Source organism: Rufibacter hautae (genome assembly GCF_008271695.1).
GTDB lineage: Bacteria > Bacteroidota > Bacteroidia > Cytophagales > Hymenobacteraceae > Nibribacter > Nibribacter hautae.
Map to the genome: position 1 here is coordinate 458,695 of NZ_VKKY01000001.1, position 14,260 is coordinate 472,954.

At 52.3% G+C, this 14,260-nt stretch carries 5 protein-coding genes; 1 reads left to right on the forward strand and 4 read right to left on the reverse strand.

Annotation, left to right across the window (positions count from 1 at the left end; all coding sequences use genetic code 11):
• Positions 1 to 95: 95 nt before the first annotated feature.
• From FOA19_RS01885 to FOA19_RS01900, 4 genes are all read right to left on the reverse strand, one after another.
• Complete coding sequence (locus FOA19_RS01885; protein ID WP_149089103.1) at positions 96 to 1,688, reverse strand: RagB/SusD family nutrient uptake outer membrane protein; 1,593 nt, start codon at positions 1,686 to 1,688, stop codon at positions 96 to 98.
• Positions 1,689 to 1,708: 20 nt separating this feature from the next.
• Positions 1,709 to 4,783, reverse strand: coding sequence for a SusC/RagA family TonB-linked outer membrane protein (locus FOA19_RS01890; RefSeq protein ID WP_149089104.1), 3,075 nt, complete (start codon positions 4,781 to 4,783; stop codon positions 1,709 to 1,711).
• Positions 4,784 to 4,829: 46 nt separating this feature from the next.
• Positions 4,830 to 7,685, reverse strand: coding sequence for a TIM-barrel domain-containing protein (locus tag FOA19_RS01895; protein WP_149089105.1), 2,856 nt, complete (start codon positions 7,683 to 7,685; stop codon positions 4,830 to 4,832).
• A 666-nt stretch (positions 7,686 to 8,351) separates the two neighbouring features.
• Positions 8,352 to 12,530 (reverse strand): hybrid sensor histidine kinase/response regulator transcription factor, encoded by a 4,179-nt coding sequence (locus FOA19_RS01900; RefSeq protein ID WP_190300253.1) that lies wholly within the window; start codon positions 12,528 to 12,530, stop codon positions 8,352 to 8,354.
• Positions 12,531 to 13,225: 695 nt separating this feature from the next.
• Between FOA19_RS01900 and lpxD the strand changes: the two genes are divergently transcribed.
• Positions 13,226 to 14,248, forward strand: coding sequence for a UDP-3-O-(3-hydroxymyristoyl)glucosamine N-acyltransferase (gene lpxD / locus FOA19_RS01905; protein WP_149089107.1), 1,023 nt, complete (start codon positions 13,226 to 13,228; stop codon positions 14,246 to 14,248).
• The last annotated feature ends 12 nt before the right edge of the window (positions 14,249 to 14,260 follow it).

Below are 14,260 nucleotides of genomic sequence, written 5' to 3' on the forward strand. Positions count from 1 at the left end.
AGAAACTTTCCGGCCTGATTCCAAGGGCCCATTTAGAGCACGTTTTTAGAAAATCAGGCCGAAAACCCTTATTTTTTATGCCTATCTTCTTGCCCTTACCAACCTGGGTTTTGCTTCAGGACTCCGTTAGATAAAGTTATCTGGGTATACGGAATCTGCTGCAATCCCTGGGTTTCTCTTACCTTGTTTGCCGCAATCACCTTGGCCACCGGAGACCCGGCGTTTAGTAAAGTGGTGCTTTCCGCGATGGCGTTCGCTGCCACGTCTATGCCCTGGCGAAGCAGATCCCAGTACCGGATTCCCTCATTGGCGAACTCTAACCGGCGTTCTGCCATGATCGCAGCTTTTGACACGGCTATTGGCGTGACGTTTTCTTTGTAGGCCCGCTTTCTCACCAGGTCAAAATAGCTTTGGGCATTGGGGCTTCCCAACTCAGCGGCCATGAGCAGCACATCGGCAAAACGGATGGCAACATAGTCTTGGAACTGCCCGATCATGAAGTTCACCGCGCCATTCTCCACGGGAATGCTGTTGCCTTGCTCATCCACCATGGGGCTGTACTTCTTGTTGTAATAGCCGGTGTACTCCCGTTGCTTTCCTTGGTTCGCGAAGTTGATGTTCTCATCTGCGATGGAAATAATGGAAGCCGCTTTACGGGTATCATTGGTACTGAAAGCAGTCCACAGTTTTGGGTTAACCGTGCCACCACCCCAACCGTTTCCGTACGGGTAGCTGAATTGCTCGCGCATGCCCAGCATCACCATCCAGTGGTTTCCGTCGGTGTTTCCGTTGTAATCGCTGGTGTAGGTGTACTTCACGGCAAAAACCGTTTCCTTGTTGTCTTCGCCGGCATAGTTGGCCACCGACGCGGCTGGCCACAGGTTGGCGAAATCATCTACCAGTCCGTGCCCGCTGTTGGAGATCACATCCTCCAGATACGCCAGAGCCTGGGCCTGAGATACGGTACCCACTAAATCCGACTTACCGTAGTAGCCGGTGTAATACAGGTACACCCGGCCAATCAGAGACTCTGCGGCCCATTTGGTTACCCGGCCCTTGTTACCCGCTGCTTGCGCGGCATAATTCGTAGCCGGCAGGTTCTCAGCGGCAAACTTCAGGTCCTCGGCAATCAGTTTGTACACCTCGTCTGGGGTAGCCTGGGGCACGTTTTCGGTGGTAGGAGCGATCACCAACGGGATATTGCCCCACAGGCGCACCATGTCAAAGTACAGGAAAGCCCGTAGGTATCTGGCTTCTGCCTCATAGGCCATTCTCAGCTGCTCACTTCCGGTCCAGTTGATCTGGTCCATCTTCCCAATGAGGGTATTGCACCGGAAAACCGCCTCGTAATAGGCGGCCCAGTTAGCCCCAAACAGGTTCTGGTCGGCGGGAGAGCGGGTTCTGTCAAACTCATCCAGCATCTGGTACCCGAATCCGTCTGAGGCGCCGGTTCCCCCGAAGGCATTGTCTGACATTATCTCTGCGGCCACCGGTAAACTCACTCCCTCTGACCAGATGATCTGTAAGCCATCATAGCAGCCTACCAGCGCCCTGAAGGCATCTTCTGGGGTTCTAAAGTAGTTTGTATCGGTTACGTTGGTGATGGGGTCAACCTCCAGGAAACTATCCTTACATGCACCTAAGGATAAGACGCCCGCCAAGAGAATTGCTTTGCTTATATTTTTCATTTCTATGAACCTCCTTGGAATTAGAATTTAATGTTTGTGCCTACCAAAACAGTTCTGGGGCGTGGGTAATACCCTAAGTCTACCCCGCTGGCGAAACCGTTGCTGTATCCAATCTCCGGATCCATTCCCTCATACTTGGTGAAAGTGAACAGATTCTGAACAGAGGCATATACCCGCACCTGGCGCAAATAGCTTTTATTGATCAGTTTTCCGAAATCATATCCAAGGGAAATGTTGCTGATTCTCAGGAAATCGCCGTCATGGATGTACAGGTCTGAGAAGGTTGCCCAGTTTCTGTTGTCAGTGGTCACGCGGGGCATGGTGTTGGAAGACCCCGGTCCATGCCACCGGTCCAGGATAGCCGTGGTAAAGTTTGGATACTGGCTGGCCTGGTTGCGGTAAGACTGCACCAACTGGTTTCCGGCCACGCCTGAGGCTAACAAAGAGAAGTCAAACCCTTTGTAGTTGGCAGACAGGTTGATCCCGAAGGTATAGTCAGGGTTTGGATTCCCGATCTGGGTTCTGTCTGCGTTGTCAATCACGCCGTCGCCGTTCAGGTCCACGAAACGCACATCGCCTGGCTGGGCAGTGGGCTGGATCAGGGTGCCTTCAGCGCCTCTGTAGGCGGCTACGTCTGCCTCGGTCTGGAAAATACCATCCGTTTTCAAGCCCCAGAAATACCCGATTGGATAGCCGTTCTGCGCTCTGTAGAATTCCAGGGAGTTGTCAAACAACACGTTCGGATCGCCGTGGATGATCTGGTCATTGGTTGGGATTTCGCGCACGCGGTTCTTGTTGTAGGCACCGTTAACGCCAATGCTGTAGTTGAAGCCTCCTACGTTGCTGTTGTACGCCAACGCTAACTCCACCCCGGTGTTTTTCACATCGCCTCCGTTGATGAAGGGAGCATCGGCTCCGGCCGTGGCCAGAATTGGCGCTCTGATCAACCAATCCTTGGTGGTTTTGTCATACCAGTCAAAGTTCACGCTCAGTTTGCCGGCCAGGAAGTTGGCATCAAACCCCACGTTCGTTTGCTCTGAGGTCTCCCACTTCACATCATCATTGCCCAATCTGCTGATATAAGCACCTGGGGTAAGTACTCCTTCTTTATCACCGAAAATGTAGTTGGTGTTGGCAAATGTCACCAAAGACACAAACTGGTAAGGATCAATGTTCTGGCTACCTACCTGGCCCCAACTGGCGCGAACTTTAAAGTAATCCAGCCAATCTCCGGCGCCATCAGCAAAGGTCTCGTTTGTTACCACCCAACCGGCAGAGATGGACGGGAAGTATCCCCAGCGTCTGTTTCTCCCGAATCTGGCCGAGCCGTCGGCCCGGAAAGTAGCGTTGATCAGGTAGGTTTCTTTGAAGTTGTAGTTGAATCTACCAAAGTAAGACATCCTTCTGTCCTGGGCCCAAGGCTCACCGGTGAGGTCAATGGTAGTACCGTCGGTGTTAGACGCGTTGGTCAGGTAGGCGTGTTCCAGGTCACTCAACACCAGGTTGATGTTGCTGCCGGAAAGTTGGGCTCCGTCGCTTCTAAAAGCAGAAGTACCCGCCATCACCTCAAAGTTGTGGTTTGTGTTGACGTTGAAGTTATAGGTCAAGAGGTTATCCCAGATAAGGGATTGGCCTTTGCCCTGGAATTGGTTTACCCGTGAGTTGTTGTTGAAGGCATAGATAGACAACTTGTAGAGAGGCGTGAAAGACCGGCTTTCACTGGCGTTATAGTCTATCCCGAAGCTGGTTCTGAATCTCAGGTTTTTGATGGGCTCTAACACCAGATACACATCTCCCAACAATCGCTGGTTGTTTCTGCGGTTCTGGTTGTCATACACCAACTGCGCGTAGGGGTTGGCTTCGCCGTTGAACCAGGTAGAGTTGCTGTTGTCAAAGAAGTTACCCTCTTCATCATATACTGGTACAAAAGGGCTGGTATTGAAGGCCCCGCGCAGAGAGTTGTTGTACTGGTTCCCTACCCTGATCCCGTTTCTCCTGATGTAAGAGAACGTCAAATGCTCGCCAAACTTCAGGATATCCTTGTAGAAGCTGTGCTCAGAGTTAAACCGGAAGTTGTAGCGCTCATAGTTGGACAGGTTTTTCCCGCCTACAATCCCTTCTTGCCCGGTGTAAGACAAGGCCGTAGAGAAAGTAGTCATATCTGTACCGCCTGTAGCACCTAAAGAGTAGTTCTGCGTCACGGCATCTTTCACGAAGATCTGGTCAATCCAGTCGGTACCCTCTCCCATGGCTGCGATTTGCTCATTGGTGAAGGCGGGCAGTCTGCCGGAGTTCACGTTGGCTTCGTTCATGATGGTGGCATACTCCCGTGAATTAAGCATCTCCTGTTTTCTGCCCAGGTTCTGAAGCCCGGTGTAAGAGTCAAAGGTGATTTGCGCAGGTTGTCCTTTCTTGCCAGTTCTGGTGGTAATCAATACTACCCCGTTGGCCGCCTGCGATCCGTAGATCGCCGCAGAGGCTGCGTCTTTCAGCACATCAATAGACTGGATATCGGCGGGGTTCAGGTAAGAGATATCACCGGTTAACACGCCATCCACCACATACAAGGGGCTGGCGTTGCCAATGGTACCCAGACCCCGAATCACCACGCGCATGCTTTCGCCGGGCTGCCCCGATGTGGAAGAAATCTGCACCCCGGAGGCTTGCCCTTGTAAGGCCTGCAGAGGATCTGTGGTGCTTTGCTTCTGGATGTCATCCCCTTTCACTTGGGCGGTGGCACCGGTCACCAGTTTCTTCTGCTGCACCCCGTACCCAACCACCACTACCTCTTCCAAGGCTTTGGCATCGGTCCTCAACACAATGTTCACTTGCGGGCGGCCATTCACGGCTACCTCTTGCGTGACAAACCCAATATAGGTAACCACCAGGGTTTCATTTCCGGTGGGCAGGCTCAGTTGGAAGTTTCCATCCACGTCTGTACCCGTAGCCAGGGTGGCGTTGCCTTTCACACTAACGGTGGCTCCAATAACAGCCCCTCCGTCTTCCTGGGACGTGACTCTGCCCCTGACGGTTTGTTGGGCAAAGGCTACCCCGCACAAACAGAGCAACCAAGTAAGCAGTAGGTATTTTCTCATAGGTAAAAGAATGACGTGAATAATTTAGTATAGGATCAGGTAAGGATTATTTCAGTTTTACAGAGGTCGCGTTTCCGGCGTAAGCGATGGTGGCATCTGCCTTGCCGTCAAAAGCCAGAGCTTTGGCTTTGCCCGGTTGCACAAACACCACGTTGAAGGTGCGCTTCTGCAGCATGCCGTTGAACTCGCCCTGGCGCTTGCCCACCGTCAAGGTTTTAGAGGCTTCGTTGTAGGTGATGGGAATGGTAGCGAACTTGCCTTTCTCGTAGTTGTAGTTGGTGTTCTCGTCTTCGTAGAGCTCAAAGGAAGCGTCTTTGCCACCGTACACATAAAGGGTGATGGTCTCAGCGGGCTTCTCAGTGGTGTATTGCAGCTCTGGCCCGAATGGAAGAATAGAGCCTTCTTTCACGTACAGCGGCAGGCGTTCATACGGGGCTGCAGCCGTGATTTGCTGCCCGCCTTTCTGGTAGGTTCCGTCATACAGGCTGTACCACCCGGTGTTGGCAGGCAGGTACAGTTTGCGGCTGGTGGCCTTTGCTTCGTGCACCGGATTCACCAGCAGGCTTGGGCCAAACATGAACTGGTCATTGATATTGAGCACGTTTTTATCCGTCCCGAAGTCCATCACCAGCGGACGCATGATGGTGCCGTTCTTATGGTACACTTGCCCGGTAAGCGAGTAGATGTAAGGCATTAAGCGGTAACGCAGCTTGTTGTAGTACACAATAGACTGGTAGGCTTTGTGGTCATCTGGCGCGATGTTGTACACTTCCCGGAACGGAAACTGCCCATGTGAACGGTACAGCGGCGTAAAGGTGCCGTACTGGTACCAGCGGGTGTTCAGCTCGCGCCATTCTTCCTGGGCCTGCGGCGTCATAGGTCCGCGGTCATATTTGTTCTCCACGAAGAACCCTCCAATGTCGGTGGTCCAGTAAGGCAGGCCAGACAGGGAGAAGTTTAGACCAGCCGGAATCTGGCGGCCCATTTCCTCGAAGGTAGCGGCGATGTCACCACTCCAGGTGGCCGCCCCGTAGTGCTGTAATCCGCCAAAAGCTGAGCGGGTCAGGATGAAGACGCGGTCATTAGGATTGGTGCCGCGTTGGCCTTCATAGATGCCTTTGTTGTGCTGCAGTACGTAGGCGTTAAAGTATTTCTCAGCCGAGCCCAGGTACGTGGGGTTCATGAGCGCTTTGCGGTGCTCAATAGAGGAGTTGGAAAGGATATCTGGCTCAGAAGCATCCTGCCACCAGGCGTCAATGCCCATTTTGTAGAGCTTTTCGTTAATCAGGTTCCAAAACATACGGCGACCCTCAGGGTTGAAGGCATCATAGAAGGTAGACACGTAGCCTTTGCCAATCCAGTCTCTGATCTGCTCGTTGATGCTGGCTTTGTAGAGCAGGCCCTTTTGATCAAACTGTTTGTAGGCCTCAATGCCCTCGTAGAACTTAGGCCAGGTGGAGATCATGATCTTGGCGTTGTTCGCGTGCACCTCGTTGATCATGCCTTGTGGATCTGGAAAGCGGGTTTTATCAAATTCCTGGCTGCCCCACTGGTCTTCTTTCCAGTAAGACCAGTCCTGCACGATGTTGTCCAAACCTATTTTCCGCTTGCGGAATTCTTTCACCACGTCCAGTAACTCCTGTTGGGTTTTGTAGCGCTCACGGCTCTGCCAGAAACCCATGGCCCACTTAGGCATCACCTGGGCTTTGCCGGTCAGGTCGCGGTAGCCGCTCACCACCTCGTCTAGGTTCTTACCATACACAAAGTAGTAAGCCATTTTATTTCCGGCCTCGGAAGAGAACGCGATCTTGTTCAAGTCTTCCGCCGATTGCGGTGTGAGGTAGCGGAGCGCCAGGTAAGACACATTGCCGTCTGGGTTCCACTCAATCTTGAAGGCGTGTTTCTTGCCCTTTTGCAGCGGCGCCTTGAACACCGACATGCCCGGGTTCCAGGCTTCGCGCCAGCGGTCCAGCAGCAGTTTGTTGTCTACCCAAACCTTCACGTAGCCAGAAGAAGGCATCTCAAAACGGTGGTCGCCGGTGGCGTCGCTCTCAATAAAACCTTCCCAGGTCATGAGGCCACCCTCCAAGGAGTAACCTGCGGGATATTTTTTCTGGTCTTCCAGAAACTCATAGGTGATCTCTGACTCCTGCCGCACGATGGGCGCTTTCCCGGTCTTTTTATCAAAAGCGTAGGTAGCGGTGAGGCCGCCGGCTTTCTGGTCTTTGCCGTAAAGTTTCAGTTTGGAAAGCTGCTGGTAAGGGCGCACATCCCCAAACTTGGTGATGGAGTTGTTGTCCCACAGAATGCCGTAGTTTTTGCTGGACACCAGGAACGGCACCACGGCCACCGAGTTGTACTGTGTAAGGTCAATCTGCCAGCCTCTATAGTTCATAAGGCCAGTCTGGTGCTGCCCCAGGCCATAAAACGCCTCGTCTTTGTCCACGCTGAAGGCTTTCTTCAACCGGTAGCTCTGCTCGTTGTCCAGTTTCACCGGCGCGAAGGCCTGCTGTCCCTGGTTGCTTTCCTGCAACAGCACTTTGCCGTTTTTATCGAAGAAAGAAACCGCCCCGGTCTCGGCGCCTACCTCCACCCGCAGGTCTTTGGTATTCAACACCAGGGTCTTGCCTTTCTCTTGGAATTGCCAATCGGTTTTCACGTTTTTGTTTTCCAGTACCATGAGGCTGGGCTCGGGGGAGAATTTCGCCTCTGGCGTGGCCTGCACCTGCACAATGTTGTCTGCCACCACGCGTAACTGCACGTACTGCGGATCACCGCTGGATTTCTGGTCCAGCTTCACAAGCACCCCATCGGCCAGTTTTTGGTAGTTCTTCACCGCCGGCTCCTTAAAGGAAAACAGCGTGGCGACAAGGGCAAAACAAAGCGTGTTTCTAAGCTTCATTAGATAATTGGTAAAGGTTGATGTGTGATCATTCTGGCCAACAATCGCCTATGATTGGCGGCTCTAAATGACCCAGAAATTAACAGGATGAAGGTAAGGAAGGCCTCAGGAGGGCATATGTATCAAATGTTTCCTATCTATGTTGCATCCGTTAACAAATGAAAAAACCGCATTTTTTGCGTTTAAAAGCAGGTTTATTTTTACAAAATGTTAACAAACCCAACACGTAGCCCTTTTGACCGCCGTTTATGGCTCGTTTTCAGAAAAGGAGTCTATAAAGAAGAGGGGAATCCCCAAAGCAGTAGGGTCCACCTGATGCGGAGGTAAAATCGGGCTTCTATTTTGAAGTCGTTTTTCAGAAAGAAGACCTGAAACGAATAATTGCCGGGTGGCTGAATTGGAAATGATGGCTTAACACGTTTGGCAAGGCAGCTTGCAGCACCATCGGGCACTACGAGGTCTTTTGAGCAGGCGGTAAGGCGGAGATAGGTGGAACATCCCTTATAACTTAAGATGATGCCCGGCAATGGGACGTGAATTGGCTGTAAGCGGAAATGACGATTTAGGGCTTCTTTTTAGAAACGAAGCCCAAAGCAACCTCCGGCAAATCTGAAGCTGCCGGATAGTAGCGAATGCCAAGGGAAGAATTTCTGGCTGAAAGGAATATTAGGTGATGGGGTGCGACTGTTTGCTCTCGGCGTAGACGGAGGGCAGCATGTGATAGGCCTCCTTGAAGTATTTGGAAAAGTAGCGGGGATTGTTGAAACCTACGGCGTAGGCGACCTCGGCTACGGTGAGCTGGCTTTTCTCCAAGAGTTGGGCCGCGCGCTCCAGCCTTATCTTCCGGATAAACTCCATCGGCGACTGGCCTGTGAGCGCCACAATCTTCTTGTAGAGGTACACCCGGCTCATACCTAATTCCCGCGCCATGAGTTCTACCGAAAATTCCGCGCAGTCAATGTTTTCCTCCACCACCCTGATGGCTTTCTGGATGAGCTTATCATCCAGGGAAACAATGTCAATGGCGCTGGTCTGCACGCTGATCTTCTTCCCGTAGGCCTTTTGCATCAGCTGGCACTGCGAGATGAGGTTGGTCATGCGCGAGAGCAGCAACTCAAAATTGAAAGGCTTGGTGATGTAGTCGTTGGCGCCAATGCCCAGGCCTTTGAGTTTCTGTTCCTCGGCGGTTTGGGCGGTTAACAGAATGAACGGGATGTGCGAGGTGCGGGCGTCTGACTTGATCTTCTTGCAGAACTCAATGCCGTTCAGCTCAGGCATCATGAGATCGCTCACAATAAGGTCTGGCAGGCAGGACAACGCCTTCTGCCAACCTTCCTTGCCGTTTTTGGCCTCCAGTACGGTAAAATGAGCGCTCAGACTCTCCTTTAGGTAAGTCCTGAAATCCTCGCTGTCTTCCACCAGCAACACCACCAACTCATTCTCAGGCGCGTCTTCTGCGGCGCGTTTCGGCACCTCGGGTTTGGTAACCAGTGCCGGTACCACCTCTTCTGGCAGGTCTGCCTCTGAGCCTTCGATAATAGAACCGGTGACTTTGATGGGCAGGGTGACGGTAAAGCAACTGCCCTGGCCCGGTTCACTCTGCACCTTGATCATGCCGCCGTGGATTTTCACAAACTCGCGGGTAATGGACAAGCCAATGCCGCTGCCCTGGTTCACGAGATTATCGGGCACGTCTTCCCGGAAGAAACGGTCAAAGATCTTCTCCTGGTTTTCTTTGGAAATGCCTATGCCGGTATCAGAAACTTTGATCTCCAGCAGGTGCAAGCCCTCTGAAGCAGAATCGTTCTCATGACAGTTTACCTCTACTTTGATGTTTCCGTTCTCCGGCGTGAACTTGAAAGCGTTGGACAAGAGGTTGAACAGGATCTTGCCCAGCTTATCCATATCAAAAGAGGCGTGCAGTTCCTGGATGCTGCTTTCAAAAGACAGGTGCACGTGGTTTTTCTCAGACAAATCTGAGAAGGAATACACCGCCTCTTTGATGAACTTGACAATGTTGCCGTGCGAAGGCGCAAAAGCCACTTCCTCTACCTCCAGTTTGCGGAAATCAAGCAGTTGGTTCACCAGGTACAGCAGGCGTTTGGCGTTGCGGTTAATCATCTGGAACTGCCGCGTTTGCTGTTCGTCTTGTGAGCCGGCCAGCAATTTCTCCAATGGTGCCAGAATCAACGTGAGTGGCGTGCGCAGCTCATGGCTGATGTTGGTGAAGAACTTGATTTTCATGAGGTGCAGCTCGCGCATGTGCTTTACCTCGCGCCGTTCGCGGTCCAGTTCAAACTTCTGGTTCGCCTTCTGCTTCTCCACCCGGCGCACCACCATCAGGGCCAGGAAAGCAAACAGGAAATAGCACACATAGGCCACGTCTGAGCGCCAGAAGGGCACCTGCACTTCAATGTCCAGACTGATGCCTTCCTTGTTCCAGATGCCGTCATTGTTGGCGGCCTTCACCATCAACTGGTACTCGCCGGGGTCCAAGTTGGTGTAGGTGATGCGGCGGTTGTCGCCATCGGTGGTGTGCCACTCTTTGTCAAAGCCCTCCAGTTTGTACTGGTACTTGTTTTTCTCTGAATGGAAGAAGTTGAGCGCGGCAAACTCCACGGTAAACATGTTCTGGTCATGCTGGAGCGTGATCTGGGCTCCATCAGTTAAGGCCTGGGGCAGAATAACACTGCCGCCTACCTCCTCGCCCACCTTCAGGCTCTTGCTGAACAGCTGGAAATCGGTGAAGACGATGTTGGGGATGACTTTATTGGTGGTGAGCTCCCGGGGCTGGAAGATGTTGAACCCGTTGGGCCCGCCGAAGACCACCTCGCCCTGGCGGGTGAGGAAAGCAGCGTTTTCATTAAAGACCTTGCCCTGCAGCCCGTCAGACTCATCAAAGGTGCGCACCACAAACGACAAATCCGCCGCCTGCCGGCCAGAGATTTCAAGTTTTGAGATACCGTTGGGCGTACTGATCCAGAGGTGGTGGTTCCGGTCTTCCAGGATGTTGAGGATGATGTTGTCCGGCAGTCCGTTTTCTTTGGTGAACAGCCGGAAAGAGTTGGTTTTGGGATTGAACAGGTTCAAGCCCTCGTTCGTGCCCACCCACATCTGCTGGCGGCTGTCCTGGAAAATACTGAGCACGGCGTTGCTGCTCAGGCTTTTCGGGTTTTGGGGATCGTTTTGGTATTTGACCAGTTTTTTAGAATTCAAGTCCAAAACCTCCACGCCAATATCCCCGCCAACCCAGAGCCGACCTTTTTGGTCCTGGGCAATGGCGGCCACGTAAAGTGCGTCAATGCCCGGCTGATTCGCCGCCCGATGGTATGGGTAGAATTTACCGGTGCCGGGGTCCAGCTGTTGCAGGCCGCCCCGCATGGAGCCCACCCAAATGCGGTTCTGGTTGTCCTGGAACAGTTCCCACACGTTGTCATGGGACAGGCTGAACGTATCCTGCTCTTTGTGCCTGTAGCGGATGAATTTCTGGCCGTCAAACTTGTTGAGGCCGCCCAGGTACGTGCCCACCCAAAGGTTTTGGTCTTTGTCCAGCAAGAGGCTTACCACCACGTTGCTGCTGAGGCTGCCGGGGTCCTTGGGGTTGTGCTGGTAGCGGGTGTACTGGTTTGTGCTGCGGTTCCAGTACAGGAGTCCGCCGCCGTTCGTACCCATCCAGAGGTTACCCTGCGGGTCTTCCACAAACCGGTTAATGTCATCATAAGGCAAGCTGCCTTTCACTAAGATCTGGTTCTGGTGGTGCTGGAACCGGAGCAGGTTTTTATGGTAGTAGTTGACGCCCTGTTTGTAGGTACCCAGCCAGATGATGCCTTCGCGGTCTTTGTAGATAGAGATAAGGCTGTTGTGCGAGAGGCTGTTTTCTATTTCGGGGCAGTTTTGGACAAATTGCACCGAAAAGTCTTTTTTATCCACGATGTTGATGCCGCCGTGGTCCGTGGCAAGCCAGAGTTTGCCGTCTTCGTTTTCCACAATGCCGCGCACCAGGTTGGAGTTCAGCTTTATCTGGGGAGCGTTTTCATGGAACTGACTGAAGGTCTTGGTGGCAGGCCGGTACAGCAAAGCCCCGATGCTCTCAGAAAGGGAATACAGCCACAGGTCGCCAGTGCGGTCAATGGTCATCCCGTAACTCATGGCCTGACCTTTAAACCTCTCCTGCAAGCCTTTCTCCACCGCTTCCAAAGCCAGGGTTTTCCCGTTCCGTTTCTCCAGCAGGCCAGAAGTGTGCAGAATCCAGAGGTCGCCTTGCGGCGTGAAAGCGAGGGCGTCAATTAGGTGGGAATTCCCCGTTGTCGGTTTAGCCCCAGCCAACGGCACAGGCGTGGAGGTTTTTGCCTTAGGAGTATATCTGGTGAGCCCGTGGCCGGTTTGCAGAAACCAGAAATTACCGGTCTTGTCCTGCACAATGTCCTCCACCGGGGCTTGTGGCAGCGCGTATTTATTCAGCAGCGGCGCATAGTTACGCTCAAACCGGTCTTCCTGCGGATGGTAAACCGTGATGCCTTTCTGGGAGGTGACCCAGATGTTCCCCTCGGGGTCTTCAAAAAGTTTGCTGATGCTGTTGTCCCTGAGGGAAGCCGTGGACCGGGAGTTGTGCCGGAAAACCTTGACCCCGTACCCATCAAAGCGGTTGAGCCCCGCCGAGGTCCCGATCCAGATATAGCCTTGGCTGTCTTTTAGGAAACAGTTGACCTGATTATGGGAGAGTCCGTTGTTCACGTCCAGGTGCAGGAACCGACGTTGGTCATCGGCTGGGCTGGCGAACACGGGTTCTACGTTGGCCAATAAAGCTAAGGCAAAGACAATATGTAAAAGAAAGCGTATTGACATACTTGTTACTTCACCTTTGGGAACACCGCGTCCCATTAAAAACCAACCCTCCTGGGAACACAGAAACTGGTACTGCATTCTTTATAATTCACCTGGGCTTTGAAGATGTTGGCCGTTCACCCTTTCCATAACGGCTTCCTGGGGATGAGCAGACTGCAAACAATTCTCAAATCCCATGCAAGATAAGATATTTAATAAAAAACCAGAGGATTTCCTTTTAAAACCTCAATTACAAACCACATCCCCTATCTCTCTTTATCAAAAATGCAACAAGCTACAATAGCCTTTCTTCAAGAACAATTCCTTCCTAACCTACAAAGTATTACGCTGAAAGCCTGCGCTACAACAAGCCGTTTCACCTCATCAGTTATCTCAAATCCGTTTCAGGCTGATTTTTGTAAAACGGGCGTTAAACCTATTGTTAACCTTTGGTTATCTTTCCTGTTCTATGTATGTCAGCAGCGTACTTAACCAAAGTTCACTCAGGGATTTATGATTCATTTTTCAGGCACTGCTCTACACCTAATCTGCGTATTAGACCTGTTTTTCACAAATCGGTTTTAAAACAGAATGGAGCCATTTAGAATAGCTGAGCACGATTTTTGTACTTATCCCCAAAGACCATGACAGGGCCTTGTGCAGCCCAATCCGGTGAAGGTGTCTTCGTTTAAAAATTGTTTCCTTAACTTTGCCCAATGGAATTCACGGTACAACAGATTGCTGATTTACTCCAGGGCCAGGTGCACGGAGACGGTAACGCCACGGTAAACCGGTTGGCGAAGATTGAAGAAGGCGCTCCGGGCTCTCTTTCTTTTCTGTCCAACGCCAAGTATGAGCACTATCTGTACTCAACAGGCGCCACGGCCGTGATAGTGGCCAAAACCTTGGAAATCAAGCAGCCAGTTTCCGCCAACCTTATTCTGGTGGATGACCCTTACTCCTCTTTCTCCACTCTTTTGGAAGTGTATCAGCAGGCAGTGGCCGCCGCCCGTACCGGCGTGGAAGAACCCTGTTTCATAGGCGAGAACTCCACCATTGGCGAGCGCCATTACCGCGGCGCTTTCTCCTATATCGGCAAAAACTGCAAAATTGGAAACGGGGTGCACATTTATCCGCAGGTATACATTGGCGACAACGTCACCATTGGAGACAACACCGTGCTGTTCGCCGGGGCCAAGATCTATGCCGACTGCGTCATTGGCGCGTCCTGCACCATCCATGCGGGCGCCGTGATCGGTAGCGACGGGTTCGGGTTTGCCCCGCAGAAAGACGGTTCCTACAAAGCCATTCCGCAGATCGGGAACGTGGTACTGGAAGACCACGTGCGTATTGGCGCCAACACCACGGTTGACTGCGCCACCATGGGTTCCACCATCATCAGAACGGGCAGCAAGATTGACAACCTGGTGCAAGTAGCCCATAACGTGGAGATCGGTCGCCATACGGTGGTGGCTGCGCAGACGGCTTTTGCCGGTTCGTCTAAGGTGGGGAACTATTGTACTATTGCCGGCCAGGTGGGCGTTGTAGGGCATATCAGCATTGCAGACAAAACCATTGTAGGAGCCAAATCCGGCATCTCCAAAAACATAAAAGAAGAAGGGACTTTCGTGCAGGGAGCGCCCGCCTTTGACTATAAACAGAATCTTAGGGCCATGGCCGTTTTCCGGAAACTCCCCGAGTTACAGAAACAGGTAGAGGAACTCAGAGAAAAGCTTTAACTTTAGCCCCTC

Excerpts from the sequence above, each read along its gene's own strand:
- FOA19_RS01900 (WP_190300253.1), bottom strand. The coding sequence starts at position 12,530 with ATGTCAATACGCTTTCTTTTACATATTGTCTTTGCCTTAGCTTTATTG.
- FOA19_RS01890 (WP_149089104.1), bottom strand. The coding sequence starts at position 4,783 with ATGAGAAAATACCTACTGCTTACTTGGTTGCTCTGTTTGTGCGGGGTA.
- FOA19_RS01885 (WP_149089103.1), bottom strand. The coding sequence starts at position 1,688 with ATGAAAAATATAAGCAAAGCAATTCTCTTGGCGGGCGTCTTATCCTTA.
- FOA19_RS01895 (WP_149089105.1), bottom strand. The coding sequence starts at position 7,685 with ATGAAGCTTAGAAACACGCTTTGTTTTGCCCTTGTCGCCACGCTGTTT.
- lpxD (WP_149089107.1), top strand. The coding sequence starts at position 13,226 with ATGGAATTCACGGTACAACAGATTGCTGATTTACTCCAGGGCCAGGTG.